Source organism: Pseudidiomarina halophila (assembly GCF_003987215.1).
Taxonomy (GTDB): domain Bacteria; phylum Pseudomonadota; class Gammaproteobacteria; order Enterobacterales; family Alteromonadaceae; genus Pseudidiomarina; species Pseudidiomarina halophila.
Map to the genome: position 1 here is coordinate 850,278 of NZ_PIPW01000001.1, position 16,229 is coordinate 866,506.

The 16,229-nt window shown below is 49.0% G+C and carries 20 protein-coding genes; 4 read left to right on the forward strand and 16 right to left on the reverse strand.

Annotated features, from left to right (window positions below; genetic code table 11):
* The first annotated feature begins 77 nt into the window (after positions 1 to 77).
* On the forward strand, positions 78 to 467 hold the full coding sequence (locus tag CWI69_RS04030) for a hypothetical protein (protein ID WP_126762098.1): 390 nt from the start codon (positions 78 to 80) through the stop codon (positions 465 to 467).
* A gap of 64 nt (positions 468 to 531) precedes the next feature.
* On the opposite strand, the gene CWI69_RS04035 is transcribed toward CWI69_RS04030, so the two are convergent.
* The 10 genes from CWI69_RS04035 to CWI69_RS04080 all read right to left on the reverse strand — a co-directional run bounded on the left by CWI69_RS04035 (position 532) and on the right by CWI69_RS04080 (position 9,038).
* Positions 532 to 1,059, reverse strand: a complete 528-nt coding sequence (locus tag CWI69_RS04035) for a DUF3833 domain-containing protein (protein ID WP_126762100.1) — start codon at positions 1,057 to 1,059, stop codon at positions 532 to 534.
* Positions 1,056 to 1,580 carry a chalcone isomerase family protein gene (locus CWI69_RS04040; RefSeq protein WP_126762102.1) on the reverse strand — a complete coding sequence of 175 codons (525 nt, stop codon included), beginning with the start codon at positions 1,578 to 1,580 and terminating at the stop codon, positions 1,056 to 1,058. Before CWI69_RS04040 ends, CWI69_RS04035 begins: the two co-directional genes overlap by 4 nt.
* The gene (locus CWI69_RS04045) at positions 1,573 to 2,127 is read right to left on the reverse strand and encodes a DUF2878 domain-containing protein (protein WP_126762104.1); all 555 of its coding nucleotides are present in this window, start codon (positions 2,125 to 2,127) and stop codon (positions 1,573 to 1,575) included. The genes CWI69_RS04040 and CWI69_RS04045 overlap by 8 nt, the downstream gene beginning before the upstream one ends.
* A complete protein-coding gene (locus CWI69_RS04050) occupies positions 2,118 to 3,353 on the reverse strand; it encodes an SAM-dependent methyltransferase (RefSeq protein WP_126762106.1) in 1,236 nt (411 codons plus the stop codon). The genes CWI69_RS04045 and CWI69_RS04050 overlap by 10 nt, the downstream gene beginning before the upstream one ends.
* Before the next feature lie 29 nt (positions 3,354 to 3,382).
* Complete coding sequence (locus CWI69_RS04055; protein WP_126762108.1) at positions 3,383 to 4,114, reverse strand: DUF1365 domain-containing protein; 732 nt, start codon at positions 4,112 to 4,114, stop codon at positions 3,383 to 3,385.
* A complete protein-coding gene (locus CWI69_RS04060) occupies positions 4,107 to 5,390 on the reverse strand; it encodes an NAD(P)/FAD-dependent oxidoreductase (protein WP_126762110.1) in 1,284 nt (427 codons plus the stop codon). The genes CWI69_RS04055 and CWI69_RS04060 overlap by 8 nt, the downstream gene beginning before the upstream one ends.
* 34 nt (positions 5,391 to 5,424) lie before the next feature.
* On the reverse strand, positions 5,425 to 6,150 hold the full coding sequence (locus CWI69_RS04065) for an SDR family NAD(P)-dependent oxidoreductase (protein ID WP_126762112.1): 726 nt from the start codon (positions 6,148 to 6,150) through the stop codon (positions 5,425 to 5,427).
* Complete coding sequence (locus CWI69_RS04070) at positions 6,147 to 6,629, reverse strand: nuclear transport factor 2 family protein (RefSeq protein WP_126762114.1); 483 nt, start codon at positions 6,627 to 6,629, stop codon at positions 6,147 to 6,149. Before CWI69_RS04070 ends, CWI69_RS04065 begins: the two co-directional genes overlap by 4 nt.
* A 64-nt stretch (positions 6,630 to 6,693) precedes the next feature.
* The gene (phrB, locus tag CWI69_RS04075; RefSeq protein ID WP_126762116.1) at positions 6,694 to 8,100 is read right to left on the reverse strand and encodes a deoxyribodipyrimidine photo-lyase; all 1,407 of its coding nucleotides are present in this window, start codon (positions 8,098 to 8,100) and stop codon (positions 6,694 to 6,696) included.
* Complete coding sequence (locus tag CWI69_RS04080) at positions 8,100 to 9,038, reverse strand: YbgA family protein (protein WP_126762118.1); 939 nt, start codon at positions 9,036 to 9,038, stop codon at positions 8,100 to 8,102. The genes phrB and CWI69_RS04080 overlap by 1 nt, the downstream gene beginning before the upstream one ends.
* A gap of 140 nt (positions 9,039 to 9,178) precedes the next feature.
* Between CWI69_RS04080 and CWI69_RS04085 the strand changes: the two genes are divergently transcribed.
* The 3 genes from CWI69_RS04085 (at position 9,179) to CWI69_RS04095 (ending at position 11,147) form a co-directional block, all read left to right on the forward strand.
* On the forward strand, positions 9,179 to 9,784 hold the full coding sequence (locus tag CWI69_RS04085; protein ID WP_126762120.1) for an LON peptidase substrate-binding domain-containing protein: 606 nt from the start codon (positions 9,179 to 9,181) through the stop codon (positions 9,782 to 9,784).
* Between the two features lie 102 nt (positions 9,785 to 9,886).
* Positions 9,887 to 10,468 (forward strand): sigma-70 family RNA polymerase sigma factor, encoded by a 582-nt coding sequence (locus CWI69_RS04090; protein ID WP_241971022.1) that lies wholly within the window; start codon positions 9,887 to 9,889, stop codon positions 10,466 to 10,468.
* Positions 10,461 to 11,147 carry a ChrR family anti-sigma-E factor gene (locus CWI69_RS04095; protein WP_126762124.1) on the forward strand — a complete coding sequence of 229 codons (687 nt, stop codon included), beginning with the start codon at positions 10,461 to 10,463 and terminating at the stop codon, positions 11,145 to 11,147. The genes CWI69_RS04090 and CWI69_RS04095 overlap by 8 nt, the downstream gene beginning before the upstream one ends.
* 80 nt (positions 11,148 to 11,227) lie before the next feature.
* Here CWI69_RS04095 and CWI69_RS04100 read toward each other — a convergent pair whose 3' ends face one another.
* The 6 genes from CWI69_RS04100 to infC all read right to left on the reverse strand — a co-directional run bounded on the left by CWI69_RS04100 (position 11,228) and on the right by infC (position 16,225).
* On the reverse strand, positions 11,228 to 11,524 hold the full coding sequence (locus CWI69_RS04100; RefSeq protein ID WP_126762126.1) for an integration host factor subunit alpha: 297 nt from the start codon (positions 11,522 to 11,524) through the stop codon (positions 11,228 to 11,230).
* Between the two features lie 3 nt (positions 11,525 to 11,527).
* Positions 11,528 to 13,915, reverse strand: coding sequence for a phenylalanine--tRNA ligase subunit beta (gene pheT, locus CWI69_RS04105; protein WP_126762128.1), 2,388 nt, complete (start codon positions 13,913 to 13,915; stop codon positions 11,528 to 11,530).
* Between the two features lie 14 nt (positions 13,916 to 13,929).
* On the reverse strand, positions 13,930 to 14,910 hold the full coding sequence (gene pheS, locus CWI69_RS04110; protein WP_126762130.1) for a phenylalanine--tRNA ligase subunit alpha: 981 nt from the start codon (positions 14,908 to 14,910) through the stop codon (positions 13,930 to 13,932).
* Positions 14,911 to 15,037: 127 nt separating this feature from the next.
* Positions 15,038 to 15,391 (reverse strand): 50S ribosomal protein L20, encoded by a 354-nt coding sequence (rplT, locus tag CWI69_RS04115; protein WP_126762132.1) that lies wholly within the window; start codon positions 15,389 to 15,391, stop codon positions 15,038 to 15,040.
* A 15-nt stretch (positions 15,392 to 15,406) separates the two neighbouring features.
* Positions 15,407 to 15,604, reverse strand: a complete 198-nt coding sequence (gene rpmI / locus CWI69_RS04120; RefSeq protein WP_126762134.1) for a 50S ribosomal protein L35 — start codon at positions 15,602 to 15,604, stop codon at positions 15,407 to 15,409.
* A 78-nt stretch (positions 15,605 to 15,682) separates the two neighbouring features.
* Positions 15,683 to 16,225: a translation initiation factor IF-3 gene (gene infC, locus CWI69_RS04125; RefSeq protein WP_126762136.1), complete on the reverse strand. Its 543-nt coding sequence runs from the start codon at positions 16,223 to 16,225 to the stop codon at positions 15,683 to 15,685.
* Positions 16,226 to 16,229: the final 4 nt, after the last annotated feature.

The following is a 16,229-nucleotide window of genomic DNA, read 5'->3' on the forward strand; positions in this document are numbered from 1 at the left end:
CGTCAAATAATAGACATAGTGCGCAAAAAGCGGTATAAAAATGGAGAACTTTTACTCAATATGCAAGGGATTTATCCATGAGCAAACTTGATAAAGACCAGGTCATCGCTGATTTTACTGCAGCTTACGAAAAGGCTCACGGTAAAAAGCCAGTTATCGAAGCAAGTAGCGGTTGGTACAGTGTTGATGGTGGCAAAAATATGCGTTTAGCACAACTCGCAGACGAAGCTAAAACGCTGGTTGGTGGCAGTAAGCCTGCTGCTGCGAAAACCAAAACGAAACCAGAGGCTAAAGCTGAGAAGCAACCTACTGCGAAAGTTGCAAAAAAACCTGCATCGAAAAGACTCGCAGAAAATAAATCTACAGCGAAAAAATCTGCAAAATCTGGTGGGTTAACTGCACGCGAACTGTGGCGCGAGAAACTGGAACAGGGTAGCTCTTTATCGCGCTTACCACGCGGTTTCTAAGCCCTTTTCTATTCAAAAAAAAAGCAGCTCAGTGAGCTGCTTTTTTTATTGACGGTTTATCAGGTTACTTTTTACCGATATAAAGCGTAATCTCACCGACGTTAATACCGTATTTATACATTTGCGTTCGATTTATCATGTTGTCTTTATCAACCAGATAAAGCCAGTCATCTAACTTCACCGCAAAGGGTTCACCGTCCATTTCAATATTTAATACGTAACTCCAGTTCAATACGTTGCCTGCAACTTTACCGTAAGCCACATCCTCAACGTCGCTGGCCCGCCCTTCATACTGATCGGGTGCTGTTTTGGTTAGATACCAGATACGTTTTTCTTCTCTGCCATCGGCGTAATAAAAGGTCTCATCAAGCACCCCTTCATTACCTTCCCAGCTACCTTCAAGTTCAACCCGAAAACGCTGGATCACTTCGCCACTGTAGTCCTGAACCATGCCGTAAGCGACCAGTTCACCGTTAAAAAACTCTTCTAATTTAAGGTGTGGTTCTTCATCACGATAAGTATCAAGTGACGTAGAACAGCCAATGAGCGTAAACATGACCACTACCAGGGTTACTGCAATTAGTTTTTTCATTTGCTTACTCCAATTAGCTCGTTACGTTCGCTCTTGAATTTTGAGTCGGGACTCAGCCAAATCGCCAGAAAGTCATCCGTAAACTCGCTAGATTCGATGGTTCCGAGTTTACCTTCGGCGTTAAAAAACTCACTGTGCCCCTGCTCCGTTTCGACCAGCATCAAACAGTCGCCTTCCTGTACGTCCGGCCACATCTGGTTCAACCGCTTGAGCCACTCATCATGCTTTGCTGTCACAGTTATATCGTCCATCCGCTGCCATTCTTCCCTGGTGGTCTCAACCAATTCAGTCGCTTCAATCTCTCGCAAATAACTCAACCGTAGTGCACGCCGCTCATAATCTTCATAATTGCCGGTGTCTGTCAGCAACTCTGCGTCATAAACATCCCAAAACCAAACGGTAAGGCGCGTTTTGCCTACGGTCTCAAGATCCTTGCCCGCATCCGGGTTACAATTTGCCGCCGCCACTGTACTCGTCAGTGCGGTCAGGAGCGTGATAACCGGTAAACTTAATTTAACCATTTGATTCCTCCTTACTTCTGGCATATGCCACCGCATTACGTTGCATCAGGTATGCAAAGACAACCATATAAGCTGCCCATAACACACCGTAAGCAATCCACATCAGGTACTCATCGACCAATAATTCAGCTGCACCTAGCCGACTACCTATCGCATAAGTTAAAGGCCCTGAGGCAGCTCCCAACAAACCCGCCAGTACATAGCGTCCGGACAACCAGTCCAGTGTTGTGGTAACCATAGCAGCAAAGCCAAGCCACAAAGCAATCAGCCACAAGGGTAACCAGCCGCCGGTGAAATCCAGAATCCCCAGCACAACCACCGTGCCTTCCAGTGCTAACCCCAGCACCAGCAGTTGCACATATAGCAGCCAGTTAAAACCTTGCCGGGTGCTGCTCAGGTAAATTTGCACCGCAACTATGGGAACTGCTATCAGCAACCAATCATTGCGCCCTGCGACGGTACTAAACCACACCAGATCAAACCACAACAGACCTGCGATCCGTCGCAGGTTATCTTTCGCCAGCCAGCCTGCCACAGTTAGCGACATGCGGGTTTACTGGCAACAAGCTGAACGGCGGAAACACTCCGTTCGAGAAAGCCACCTTCGCAATAGCAAAGGTAAAAATTCCACAAACGCCCAAACTGCGCATCGTAACCTTGCTCCTGCAATTGTGGATGCGCGTGATTGAACCGTTCGCGCCAGTCACGCAAGGTGCGGGCATAATCAAAACCTATATCCTGCAGCTGACGCACCACCATATCCGTATGCTTAGTAAACATTTCAGTGATCATGGTCAGCGACGGCAAAAAGCCACCCGGGAAGATATGTTGCTGGATAAAGTCAACAGAATTGGCATAACTGCGCATGCGTTGATCAGCTATGGTAATGGCCTGCAGCGCCATTTTCCCATGGGGTTTTAACAATTGGCTACAGGTTTGAAAATAGGTTGCCATGTACTGACGACCGACAGCTTCGATCATCTCTACCGAGATAAGCTTGTCGTACTGGCCCTCAAGATCACGATAATCTTTTTTTAATACCGTCACTTTGTCCGTTAATCCAGCATTCGCGACCTGCTGTTTGGCGTACTCATACTGTTCATTTGAGATCGTCGTTGTTGTTACCTTGCAACCATAATGCCGGGCTGCGTATATCGCTAAACCACCCCAGCCCGTGCCAATCTCAAGCAAATGATCGTCGGCCTGCAGTTCAAGGCTGTCACAGAGTCGCTTAAGTTTATATTGTTGCGCTTCAGCCAGCGTACTTTGGGGAGTTGGATAAACCGCACTGGAATACTGCATGGCCGGATCGAGAAAACTTTCATAGAGATCGTTACCTAAATCGTAATGTGCAGAGATATTTTCTTTTGCTTGTTGCTTATGATTACGACGCTGCCAATGCTGAAATTTCTGCCAGGGCAGCAACAACCAGCTAAATTTCGCCTCGAACGCATCAAGCGCGGGCAAATTGCGGGCGAATAGCTGAATAACTTTGGTTAAATCAGGTGTTTCCCAGGATTTATCAATAAAGGTCTCACCCGAGGCGATACTTCCACCAAGCAACATGCGGCGATAAAAACCCGGCTTCAGCACATTGATTTCAGCTTTGAGATCACTTTGTTCACGGCCGAAGTGGCCCAGCAACTCGCCTTGCTCACGCAAAGTGACATAACCGTCTTCTAATTCACTTAATAACCGTACTACGGCCCGACGCGCCCATTTATCGGTCGTCGTGCCCTGTTTCATAGTAACTAGCGCTGTTTCTGTATTCATCGGATCCTCAAACCTTTCCGCTTTAATTGTTATGGATGGTTGTAAACTGGTGTACGTTTCAACCACAACCGCAGGGCTTGCCAATAAATTGCCGCAACGGTGGTCACTGTATTTATCGGATATCTCAGTAATACGCCGCGAATCGTCCGACGGTTCAGTTCCTGCCGCTGTAATTTCACCGTCGCAATAAAATGCCGTTCACCTTTTCGCACTGCCAGGTGAATTGAACTTTGATGATTAGCTCGCATCAGCGGTGGCTTGATTTGCCACTCATAACGCATGTCCATTGGGTTAAACGGGGATACATGAAACTCTTTATCATGACTTGGCGCTTCGCGAAGATCGAGTAAATAGTATTGACGTTCATTCCATGGCGTATTACTCACTTCTGCAAGCATATGAGTGTAGCTTTGCTCGCCCGGAGGCTGCAGAAAATAGCAATTGATGGGACTGAAATAGAGTCCAAAAGTCCGTAAGTTACCGAGGAAAAAGACCCGGCCTTCGAGCCGCTTGTTAGCCAACTTTGTCATTTTCTCCCGCACCGCGGTCGCTAAGTCACCGTGCGTGCCGCGCAGGTAATCTTGCCGGCGAAACCATAAAGGGGCGAAGCCGCGGGTAGATAACAGCTTGCTTTGCTGATGCAGTTGCTCAAGTTCATCGAGCGCAACCCACCACTGGGCAGTGGCGTAATCAAACTGATGCTGGGTCGGTTGCAGCCGGCGATGAAACACCCGGCCACGCATAATTGCGCTACTAAGCATGCCATTCAACTCCTAACCGTCGCACAACATCAAGGGCACTGCGCACGCCATCTTCATGAAACCCGTTGTACCAGTAGGCGCCGCAATAATGGGTATGCTGCTGCCCACAGATAGTGTCACGCTCAGCGCGCGCCTGCATTGAGGCCAAACTGTACACCGGATGCGCATAGGTAAAACGCTTTAAAATGCGGTCCGGATGAATCGCAGCAGTATTATTTAAGGTGACACAAAAGGTTTCCGGTGCTTCGAGTCCCTGCAGGATATTCATATTATAGGTTACTGAACTCGGCCGTTGCCGGGCGTCTTCGCTGCTGTGCAGCAAATAATTCCAACTGGCCCAGGCTCGTGGCTCCCGCGGTAACAATCGAATATCGGTGTGCAGAACCACGTCATTATCCTGGTAAGGAATAGCTGCCAGCACCTGTTGTTCAGCTGCGCTTGGCTGGGCCAGCAAGGCTAAAGCCTGGTCACTGTGGGTGGCGATGATGATTTCATCAAAATCGCGCATTTCACCCGAGCCAAACTCCAGGGTTACCGCCCCATCACGGCCATGCAATTGCCGGTGTACAGCTTTGATATCTGCCTGCAGATGGACCCGCCCGCTGTTTATCAGATCGCCAATAAGGGGCTCGATATAGGCCGATGAACCGCCACATACGGTCGCCCATTGGGGACGGTCAGCAACATTTAACAAGCCGTGGTTTTCGAAAAAGCGCAGGAAAAAGTCTAACGGGAAATCAGCGGCTTCATCAATGCTGGCCGACCAGATGGCGGCCACCATGGGTAACAGATAGTAATCGGCGACATCTCGCGGCAGCTGCTGAGCACGCAGGAACTCGCCTAAGGTTTGATTTACCGGACCATCAAGTTGCCGGTGTGCTGCTTTAGCTTGTTTATTGAACTTAAGGATGCCGTTGATCAATCGGTAAAACGAAGGCCGCAACAGATTCTTACGTTGTGCGAATAAGGTATTGATTGAGTTGCCGTTGTACTCAAGCCCAGAGGCAGGATCGCGCACACTGAAACTCATTTCGGTATCGCGCCAGGAAACGCCAACTTTTCGCATCAGCGCCCGGAAATTGGGGTAGGTACGGTCATTGAATACGATAAAACCGGTGTCAACAGCAAAGCTTCTGCCTTGGACTTCAACGTCGACGGTGTGGGTATGGCCACCAATATAATCGTTCTTTTCATACAGCTGCACATCGTGCTGGTCATGTAGAAAATGGGCAGCAGTCATGCCTGCGATGCCACTGCCTAATACTGCTATTCTCATTGATTTATCCTGCTCAATGCCAACTTGAAGTGGCTTAACTGGCTTGTTTAAAACGCCGCGATAAAGCCAGTTGCCAGCTTTGGGGCAACCGTGATGCAAATTTTAAAAACCAACCAAAGGTTCTGGGAAACGTGATGTCGAGGCGATTTTTGTCAATACCCTTGCGGATAAATTGCGATGCAAATTCCACGCTGACTTGCATTGGCATCTCAAAATCGTTTTGTTCGGTCATCGGTGTTTCGACAAAACCTGGCGATACACTCAACACTTTGATGCCACGATCTTCTAGATCCACCTGCAGGCTGCGGGTAATGTAATGAATCGCGGCTTTAGAGCCACCATAAGCTTCTGCTCTTGTGAAGGGCAACAGACGCGCGGTGCTACCTACGATCACCAGCTTCGAGCCAGATTTTAAATTAGGTAAAACGGCTTCAACACAACGCATGGTTCCTACCACATTGACATCGAACACCCGGGCGAATAAATCGGCACTGAAGGCATCCATGTCAAGGTATTCACAAACACCAGCAACCAGGATCACCAAATCGACATCGGTGTAACCGCGCAAGTCACGCACGGTTGCCTCGGCGTCAGTGATATCCAGTTTTTGTCCGGCAATATGGTCAGGGAATTGTTGCTGCAATGCAGCCAGGGCCTCTTCGTTGCGTCCGCAAGCCACAATATGATGACCGGCTTTCGCGTAATCGATGGTAAGTTGTTTACCAATTCCGGATGTCGCTCCGGTAATAAGAATATTCATTCTGGCACCATTCGCGCTTTGACCTTGCCAATGATGTAACCGAGCAGCGTTATGTGCTCGTATATCATTGCCCCCAGGTCGTAATAATCGCGCTGTTTAATAATTTTATCGTCTTCAAACTCAAGGTGGCTGACGCCCGGGACTACAATCTCTGAACCATTGGCTAATTTCGGATGACACAGACGCATTTGCCAGTTTACAAACCACTGGTCATTGTTCTGAGCATAATCAGTGAAAACAAAATGGCATTGTTCGACGCCTTCCATGGTTCCTTTAAAGTAACTCTTTAAATCGTCTAAGCCATGTAGTTGATGGATCGGATCAATGAAAGTGACATCTTCGTGATAAAGTTTATCGAGCTCGTCTATCTTGACGTCGCTAAACTCATCGTAGTAATCAACCAGCCGTTGAATGGTCTCAGGATAGTCCTCTGGGTAGTTTTCCTGCTCAGCAAGTTCTTCAGCTTTATTTTCCGCCATACATTGCCTCCTTGTTGCATACCCTACTATGAAAAAATCATCACTTTTAAGTGTAGCTGATTTTCTACAATGCTTTGAACTTACTTAAAAAAACTTCCCGCGCTTGCTTATGATCAACAATCGGTTGCGGGTAATCTACCGAATGCTTTTTCACCCATTTTCCGGGTTCATGAATCTCACTGGCCGGGCAAGCAGCCAACTGTTCGACATACTTACGAATATAGCTGCCGTCCGGATCAACTTTTCGGCTTTGTGAGGTTGGATTAAACACCCGGAAATAAGGCACCGCATCGGTGCCTGTAGAAGCGCTCCATTGCCAACCGCCATTATTCGCCGGAAAACTCCCATCGATCAGATTTTCCATAAAAAACTGTTCGCCCTTACGCCAATCGATATGCAGATCTTTGACCAAAAAGTTGGCAACAATCATACGTACGCGATTGTGCATCCAGCCTTCGGCTTGTAGCTGACGCATACCTGCGTCAACGATAGGATAGCCCGTACGCCCCTGGCACCACGCCACAAAATCTTCTTCGCTGTCATTCCAGCTAAAGGCTTCGGTATGCTGTTGAAAGGCCTTACCGTAGCTAAGTCGGGGTACGGCATCCATCAGGTGCTGATAGAACTCACGCCAGGCCAACTCACTAAGCCAGGTTTTAGCGCCTTCCGGTAAACCATCGGGGAATTCCGGTGCCAACTTTTGCAACTGTCGTGCAGCTGTTTGTGGTGCAAGGACACCGAGCTCCCAGTAGGGTGAGAGTTTTGATGTACCGTCGAGCGCCGGCAAATCACGATCTTCATCATAATCGGCAACAGTGTTATCAATAAATTGCTTTAGTTGCTCATAGCAGGCGTTTTCGCCTACCACCCAGGCGCTGCTGTCACGCTGCGGGTAGTCGATACGTTCAGGAAAATCCGGGCAAGCTACGGAGCTACGTTCAGGCTTACCATAAGGCTCAGGCAACCCGCGTAATCGCAGATGTTCCAGCCAGGAACGGTAATAGGGAGTGAACTTTTTATAATAATCACCAGCCTGAGTTCGCAACACCGGCGGTACCAGCACCATGCCATGGAAACTTTGTACGCCAATCCCTTGTTCAGCAAGCCAGCTACGGGTGGCCCGGTCACGTTTTTGTTCGTCGACTGGATACTCGCTGTTGTAGGTCACATCGGTAATGTCGTATTGCGCACAAAAGTCGCGAACCACGCGAGGCACGGTATGCCAGTCACGCACGCCTTTAATATGCAGTGCGATGCCCCACTCTGCGGCCTCCTGCTGTAATGATCGTAACTGCCGGAGTAACAAATCAACTTTTATTGGCGCCCAGTTATGCCGTTGCCATTGCTTTTCACTATAGAGGAATAAGCCATAAATGGCTTCGTCATTAGCCTCGGTCGCAGCCAGAGCACTAGCCACAGCGGGGTTATCACGCAAGCGTAAATCGTTACGGAACCAGACAAGGTGTGCCATTACAATCCATACCTCAGTTTTAGGTCTTTCGGATAGGGATTGAGGTAACGTTGCCCTGTCAGATAATCACTGGGGTATTCGCGTAAATAATGGCGCAGCAAGGTTAAAGGCACCAGTAGTGGCTCGGTTCCCTGACGATAGGACAAAATGCTATCAGTCAGTTCTTCGCGCTGATCTGAGCTCAGATGCTGCTTGAAGTAACCCTGAATATGCTGCAACACATTCGTGTGATTCGCGCGGGTCGCCGGGCTGGCCAGTGCAGACATGACTCCTTCAATATAGGTTTTGCGGGCAGCGTCGTTGACAGTCTGAAGCTGCGCAACTTCACGACCCAGTGAGCGGTACGCCTGCTGATTGTGGGCCAGTAATAACAATTTGAGACTGGTATGGAAGTTCAGCAAGTCCGCTTTGCTGAACGCCTCAGGCAAACTCTGCCAGGCCGCATAAACAAAGACGCGCATCACGAAATTTTCGCGCAGTTGAGGGTCCTGTAAGCGACCATCTTCTTCAAGTGGCAAGGCTGGGAACCGCTGTCTCAACTGTGCAGCAAAAATCCCTTCTCCCGCTTTTTGCGCGTGACCGTTATCCGGGTTATACAGTTTCACACGCTCCATACCACAGCTGGGTGATTTCGCACACAACACGTAACCACTCACCTGCGTGATGTGTGATTGCGCCCGATCAGCGAAAGCTATCAGTCTTGCAGTGACATCTTCACCGGTTTTTGGCACCACAGCACGGGCTTCGCCATTGTGCTGCTCCAGCCGGATTGTGGGGCGCGGCACCGGCATGCCTATGCCGACTTCGGGGCAGAGCTTAACGAACTCGACATGACGGCCCAATTCCTCAGTGCAAAATGCTGAGCGCTTATGACCCCCATCAAAGCGTACTTCATCCCCTAGCAAACATGCACTGATCCCGACTTTGATTTGTTGCATACATCCCTCTAAAAGCATTGTTACTCCGAACATTACGCGTTTGTTCGAAAAAAGTTCAATCACAACGATCTTATCTAAGCCAATGAGCGTAATCACATCATAACTAAAGATACAGGCCAACAGCTCAAGAGGCTAACGTCATGAACCGTGCACTATCAAATTTACCATTGTTCCCGTTGTCAGGGCATGTTCTGCCTGGTGGCACAATGCGCCTGCGTATTTTTGAACCGCGCTATTTAAGGATGGTGCGCGAAGTTTGCGCAAGAGGTGATGATGGCCGGATCGGCATGTGCATGTACAACGAACACGGTTCGGTTGAACAAAATACCCATATTCATCCGGTCGCAACCCTGGCACGAATTATCGATTTCGAACACTGTGATGACGGTCTCCTGGGCATAACCGTTGAGGGCGTCGAGGCCTGTGAAATTAAACAAATTAAAGTTGATGGCGATGGCTTACGCTGTGGCGAGGTAGAAATCATAAACCACTGGCAGGAAACACCACTGCAGCGGCAGCATCAGCATTTGGCGGACCGTTTGTGTCAGGTCTATGCAGAGTACCCGGAACTTGGGAAGTGCCCCAGTGACGAGCGATTGAGTTGTGCAGATTGGGTCTGCCGGCGCTGGCTGGAGTTACTGCCATTAAATGCCGAGGTTAAACAGGAACTTTTACGCGAGCCTTCATGCGAGCCCACGCTCGACTATTTAAATGGACTCATTGATGAAAGTGAAAAACAATTATGATCCACTTTTTCAGCAGTGGCGTAATTGCAAAGTAACTTGAGGAAATTTGCCACAGGTAATACTATGCAGACAGTGACTGAAACTAAAACAAAACGGAACATTATGTCCTCTGCGCAGCCTGATGACCCTGAGCATGCTGCGGCTTTACTCGCCCTTGTTGCGACCGAACAATCTCGCCAGGCATTCAGCGAGCTGTTCAGATATTTCGCACCACGCCTGAAAGCCTACGCGACTCGCCAGTTCGGCAATGAACAAACCGCCATGGATCTGGTGCAAGAGACGATGACCAACGTTTGGAACAAAGCACATCTGTTCAAGCCTGATCGCGGTTCAGCATCAACCTGGATTTTTACTATTGCACGAAATATACGCTTTGACTTTCTTCGTAAGAACAAGCATCGCCAACACGATCTTAGTGCTGACGAACTATGGCCAGTGCTTGCGGAGCAGAACGAAAGCCTCGACGATGATTATGCACTTGATGATGACCTTCTCATGCAGCAGCTCGCTGTCTATTGTGAAGCGTTGCCGAAAGCGCAACGAACCGTTATTGAACTGATCTATGTGGCAGGGAAGTCTCAACAGGAAGTTGCGGATGCGTTGGGCATCCCCCTGGGTACTGTGAAATCCCGTACTCGTTTAGCATTGCAAAAGTTAAGAGAGTTGATACAAAGCGATGATTAAGTTTCACCCTAGCGAAGAGCATTTATTTCACTACGTGACCGGCGATTTATCTCCGGCCATGTTAATGATGGTTGGCACCCATGTGGATATGTGTTCCCAGTGTCAACGCCATGTTCAACATATTGAAGAAGATTTGGCGCAGAAAGTATTTGGTCAGCGTCAGCTTCCTGCCGAGTTTGCAGCAGCGAATGACAGCTTTGCGGACGATGCCATGCTTGCCAGAATTATGGCGCAAGCTCCACAGCCAACCAGTATGGTAATGGATAAGAGTCCAACTGAACTGGTACTGGAAGGCAAACGTTTTCAGTTGCCAGCAACTCTGGCGCGCAACCATCATCGTATAGGCCACTGGCACAAGCTCATTGGCCAAATGTGGCGGGCTCCCGTGCAGATATCCGGCGAAGACGTCCTGACCTTTATATATATGGCGGAAAATACCCGGGTCCCCGAGCATACCCATAAAGGTAACGAAGCAACACTGGTGGTCAATGGTGTGTTTAATGACGAAACATCAGAATACCGCGATGGCGACTTCGTGTTTCTGGATGGCAGCGTGAAGCACACGCCGCAAACCCGTGATGAAGACTGTCTGACGCTTGCCGCGCTGGATGCACCCATGCACTTTACGTCGGGTCTCAGCCGCTTGTTGAATCCGTTCAGCAGCTTATTTTTTAAATAACAGGTTAGTGCAGACACAAAAAAGCCGCTCCTGATTTCAGGAGCGGCTTTTTTATGTCACTAAGACTGGAAATCTGACAATTATGTTTTCGGCTTGGCGTTGCTAACCCTTTGCTTAAGCTTCTGCCCAGGACGAAATGTCACAACCCGTCGTGCTGAAATAGGGATATCTTCACCGGTTTTCGGATTTCTTCCCGGGCGTTCATTCTTAGTCCGCAATTCAAAATTACCAAAACCGGAGAGTTTTACTTCCTCTCCCTGCTCCAAAGTACGACGTATCTCTTCAAAGAAGTTCTCGACCAAATCTTTAGCATCACGTTTATTGATGCCAAATTTTTCAAATAAATGTTCTGCCATTTCTGCTTTGGTCAGCGCCATAGCTTACTCCCTCAGGGTTGCCCCGAATTCGTTAGTCAGCATTTCAACCACTGCTTTGACTGCTGCATTGATTTCTTGATCTTCAAGAGTGCGTTCCGTGTGTTGCAGGATAAGTGATAACGCCAGACTGCGATAACCATCGGCGACTCCTGAACCTTCGTAAACGTCAAATAAGTTTAGGTCAACTAAATGATTTACGCCAACATTTTCAATAGCCTTGAGAATTTCTCCTGCAGCTAACTGGGTCGGCACCACGATAGCCAGATCACGTCGAATTGAAGGAAAACGTGAAATCGGCTGCGCCGCTGGCAGACGACGCTGTTGCACTGCGCTTAACTCTAACTCGAATACGAAGGTACGACCGTTAAGCCCCAATTTTTTCTCGAACTGTGGATGCACCGCGCCAAGGTAGCCAACGGTTTTGCCATTTTTGAAAATAGCTGCTGACTGACCCGGATGTAATGCCGGGTGTGAGTCGGCTACAAAGGTGTACTGCCCTGCTTCACCAGTCGCCGCCAATAGCGCCTCAACATCACCTTTGATGTCGAAGAAATCAACCGCTCGCTCACCCTCGTTCCAGTGTTCAGCGTTCGCTTTACCACCACGAATACCAGCGATCATCGCTTGCTGAGTAACACCGTTTTCAGCTTTATCATCAGGTAAGAAGCGTAATCCGGTTTCACAAAACGCCAGACTCTGTTGCTGACGCTTCTGATTATGCGCCACAGCTCCTATCAAACCTGGCCACAAGCTGACACGCATAGACGACATTTCTACACTGATTGGGAATGGCAGCGTTAAGGCAGCCGAATCATCAAACAACATCGCCTGATGCTTAGGATCAACAAAGCTATAAGTAATCGCTTCCTGATAACCCCGGTGAACCAGTAAATTCTTCAGTTTATTCGTTGTCAGTTGTGCTTCCTGACGCGGCACCATGCGTAGCTGCGCTGCCGGGGCTGTGGCCTCGATACGATGATAGCCGTAAATCCGCGCAACTTCTTCAATAAGGTCTTCTTCAATTGCGATGTCAAAGCGGAACGTCGGTACGCTGACCTGCCAGGCCTCAGCGTCTGCCTCTACAGTAAAGCCTAAGCGTTGCAGGATCTCCGTCACTTCATCGTCTGCGATGCGGATGCCCAGTACATTAGCCAAACGTTCTTTGCGTAACTTCACGCTCTGTGGTTGTGGCAGGTAGCGCTCGTCTTTGGCTTCAATAACCGGACCGGCCTCACCACCGCAGATATCAATAATCAGTTGCGTCGCACGCTCCATGGCGGTGCGCTGGAGTTCCGGATCAACTCCACGCTCATAGCGATGGGAAGCATCGGTATGCAAACCAAAACGGCGTGCACGCCCGGCGATAGCTTCTGGAGCAAAGAACGCACTTTCAAGGAAAATGGTGCTGCTTTCAGCGGTGACGCCACTCGCCTCGCCGCCAAAAATACCGGCCATAGCCAGAGCTTTATCAGCGTCAGCAATCACCAGTACGTCATCCTGCAAGGTCACTTCGTTGCCATCAAGCAGGGTCAGTTTTTCATTCGCTTTCGCCATGCGAATTTGCACCGCGCCGCTGAGTTTGTCGTTGTCGAATGCATGCATCGGATGACCGAGCTCAAGCAACACGTAGTTGGTCACGTCGACCACTGGGTCAATACTGCGAACACCACTACGGCGCAGGCGTTCGCGTAACCACAAGGGGGTTTCAGCCTGGATGTTAACATTGGTAACCACACGACCTAGATACCGTGGGCAAGCTTCTGCAGCGACCAGTTCAATCGACCGTGACTGGTCATGACTGGTTTTGACTTCGTTAATTTCCGGTTCAGTGACGGTCATACGGTTGAGGACGCCTACTTCCCGGGCAATTCCACGTAAACCGAGACAATCTGCGCGATTAGGCGTTAAATCGACATCGAAGGTAACATCATTGAGCTCAAGGTACTCGCGGTAGTCCATGCCGATCGGTGCGTCAGCGGGCAACTCCACGATACCATCGTGATCGTCGCTTAAACCAAGCTCAGCATTTGAGCACAGCATGCCCAGTGATGGCTGGCCGCGCAATTTCGCTTTTTTAATTTTAAAATCACCTGGCAACACTGCACCAACGGTCGCTACTGCAACTTTGATACCCTGCCGGCAATTAGGTGCACCACAGACAATGGTGGTTGGCTCATCGGTACCAATATTCACTTCGGTGACTTGCAGCTTATCGGCATCCGGATGTTGCCAGCACTTCACAACTTCGCCTACAACTACTGAATTAAAGGCTTCAGCCACCGGCGTGATGTCATCAACTTCCAGTCCCGCCATGCTTAATTGCTCAGCTAACTGGACTTGATCAAGAGTAGGGTTTACCCAACTACGTAGCCATTTTTCACTAAATTTCATCTCTGCACCCGGACTTAATTAAACTGTTTCAAGAAGCGCACGTCGTTTTCAAAAAACGCACGTAGATCGTTCACGCCATAACGCAACATGGTCAGACGTTCAACGCCCATACCGAAGGCAAAACCAGTGTATTTCTCACTGTCGATGCCGACTGCCTGCAATACTTTCGGGTGCACCATGCCGCAACCTAATACTTCCAGCCACTGGCCATCTTTACGGCGTACATCAACCTCTGCTGAGGGCTCGGTAAAGGGGAAATAGGAAGGACGGAAGCGGACTTCCAGTGACTCTTCAAAGAAGTTCACCAGAAAATCTTCCAGAATGCCTTTTAATTGGGTAAAGCTGACATCAGTGTCGACCATTAAACCTTCAACCTGATGGAACATTGGCGTGTGAGTTTGATCGTAGTCATTGCGGTACACACGGCCCGGCGAAATGATTCGCAACGGTGGCTGCTCGTGTTCCATCGTACGAATCTGTACGCCGGATGTCTGCGTCCGCAACATCGTCTTCGGGGTGAAATAAAAGGTGTCGTGATCCGCTCTGGCCGGATGATTGGCAGGAATATTTAACGCATCAAAATTATGGAAGTCATCTTCAACTTCAGGGCCTTCGACAACACGGAAGCCTAAATCACCAAAGAATTGCTCAATCCGTTGAATGGTTTGGGTTACCGGGTGCAAGCCGCCTACTGCAGCGCGACGACCTGGCAGCGTAACGTCGATACGTTCCGCAGCGAGCTTCTCGGCCAGTTGTGCTTGTTTTAGCTCTTCATTGCGCGCATTAATGGCTTGCTGAACCTGCTGTTTGGCCTGGTTGATTGCCTGACCTGCAGCTGGGCGCTCTTCCGCTGAGAGCTTACCTAAGCTCTTTAATTGTTCGGTAAGCAGACCTTTCTTGCCCATGTATTCAACGCGAACGGTATCCAGTTCTTGTGGTGTCGTTGCGGCTGCGACGGCGGTTTCGGCCTTCGCGACAATGTCATTTAACTCCATGACGTTCCTCGATGATGCGTGAATGCCGACCAGCGGCATGATTCAAACCCTGTAATTGCGCCTATCATAGCGAAAAACCATAAAAAAAGGGAGCAGTGATGCTCCCTTTTTCGACTTTCTTCTTGGCTTACAGAGAGCTTTTTGCTTTCTCTACCAACGCAGCAAAACCTTTCTGGTCGTGCACTGCGATGTCGGCCAGGATTTTACGATCGATTTCTACCGATGCTTTTTTCAAGCCGTTAATAAAGCGGCTGTATGACAAACCGTTTTGACGGGCCGCAGCATTGATACGCACAATCCACAATTGACGGAATTGACGTTTCTTGTTGCGACGGTCACGATAAGCATATTGACCTGCTTTGATAACCGCTTGCTTCGCTACGCGATAAACACGTGAACGAGCACCATAATAACCTTTCGCCTGCTTCAGGACTTTCTTGTGACGCGCGCGCGCTATCACACCACGTTTTACTCGTGCCATTTGCTGTCTCCTTCCTTATGCGTACGGTAACATACGGGCGACTAATTGAACGTCGGCTTCGTGCACCATGCTTTTCGCACGCAGGTGACGTTTCCGCTTAGAGCTCTTCTTAGTCAGGATGTGACGCAAGTGTGATTGCTTGCACTTGAAACCGCCTGAAGCGGTTTTTTTAAAGCGCTTTGACGCGCCTTTATTGGATTTCATTTTCGGCATGAAAATAACTCCGCATTGTTAACATAAAAGTGTAACAGGGTGAGCTCGGTCGAAACCTAACTACTTGTTAGACCACAGTTACTTCTTGGCAGGGGCCAGAACCATAATCATCTGGCGACCCTCAGCCCGTCTTGGGAACGACTCAAGAGTTGATATTTCTTGCAAATCGTCTTTAATACGATTCAACAATTCGATACCAATTTCCTGATGCGCCATTTCACGGCCACGGAAACGGATAGTGACTTTAGTTTTGTCACCTCCCTCTAAAAAGCGAGCCAGGTTGCGCAGTTTTACCTGGTAATCGCCTTCATCAGTACCAGGTCGGAACTTCACTTCCTTCACCTGAATTTGTTTCTGATTTTTCTTCTGCTCTTTCGCGTTCTTAGCTTTCTCGTAGAGGAACTTGCCATAATCCATCAGACGACACACTGGTGGCTCCGCATTTGGGCTAATTTCCACCAGATCAACACCGGCCGCTTCGGCCTTTTCAAGAGCTTCTTGAATACTTACGACACCAATCTGTTCACCTTCAACGCCGATCAAGCGCACTTCGTTAACGCGAATATCTTCGTTGATACGATTTTTGTCAGCAGGTTTCTGAGTTCTTTTTCCGCCTTTAATGGGT

Coding starts and splice junctions, on each gene's coding strand:
- CWI69_RS04050 (WP_126762106.1), bottom strand. CDS start 3,353: ATGAATACAGAAACAGCGCTAGTTACTATGAAACAGGGCACGACGACC.
- phrB (WP_126762116.1), bottom strand. CDS start 8,100: ATGGCACACCTTGTCTGGTTCCGTAACGATTTACGCTTGCGTGATAAC.
- pheT (WP_126762128.1), bottom strand. CDS start 13,915: ATGAAATTTAGTGAAAAATGGCTACGTAGTTGGGTAAACCCTACTCTT.
- CWI69_RS04100 (WP_126762126.1), bottom strand. CDS start 11,524: ATGGCGCTGACCAAAGCAGAAATGGCAGAACATTTATTTGAAAAATTT.
- CWI69_RS04030 (WP_126762098.1), top strand. CDS start 78: ATGAGCAAACTTGATAAAGACCAGGTCATCGCTGATTTTACTGCAGCT.
- CWI69_RS04070 (WP_126762114.1), bottom strand. CDS start 6,629: ATGGCGGAAAATAAAGCTGAAGAACTTGCTGAGCAGGAAAACTACCCA.
- pheS (WP_126762130.1), bottom strand. CDS start 14,910: ATGGAGTTAAATGACATTGTCGCGAAGGCCGAAACCGCCGTCGCAGCC.
- CWI69_RS04040 (WP_126762102.1), bottom strand. CDS start 1,580: ATGGTTAAATTAAGTTTACCGGTTATCACGCTCCTGACCGCACTGACG.
- CWI69_RS04095 (WP_126762124.1), top strand. CDS start 10,461: ATGATTAAGTTTCACCCTAGCGAAGAGCATTTATTTCACTACGTGACC.
- rpmI (WP_126762134.1), bottom strand. CDS start 15,604: ATGCCGAAAATGAAATCCAATAAAGGCGCGTCAAAGCGCTTTAAAAAA.
- CWI69_RS04060 (WP_126762110.1), bottom strand. CDS start 5,390: ATGAGAATAGCAGTATTAGGCAGTGGCATCGCAGGCATGACTGCTGCC.
- CWI69_RS04085 (WP_126762120.1), top strand. CDS start 9,179: ATGAACCGTGCACTATCAAATTTACCATTGTTCCCGTTGTCAGGGCAT.
- CWI69_RS04090 (WP_241971022.1), top strand. CDS start 9,887: ATGTCCTCTGCGCAGCCTGATGACCCTGAGCATGCTGCGGCTTTACTC.
- CWI69_RS04080 (WP_126762118.1), bottom strand. CDS start 9,038: ATGCAACAAATCAAAGTCGGGATCAGTGCATGTTTGCTAGGGGATGAA.
- CWI69_RS04035 (WP_126762100.1), bottom strand. CDS start 1,059: ATGAAAAAACTAATTGCAGTAACCCTGGTAGTGGTCATGTTTACGCTC.
- rplT (WP_126762132.1), bottom strand. CDS start 15,391: ATGGCACGAGTAAAACGTGGTGTGATAGCGCGCGCGCGTCACAAGAAA.
- CWI69_RS04045 (WP_126762104.1), bottom strand. CDS start 2,127: ATGTCGCTAACTGTGGCAGGCTGGCTGGCGAAAGATAACCTGCGACGG.
- CWI69_RS04055 (WP_126762108.1), bottom strand. CDS start 4,114: ATGCTTAGTAGCGCAATTATGCGTGGCCGGGTGTTTCATCGCCGGCTG.
- CWI69_RS04065 (WP_126762112.1), bottom strand. CDS start 6,150: ATGAATATTCTTATTACCGGAGCGACATCCGGAATTGGTAAACAACTT.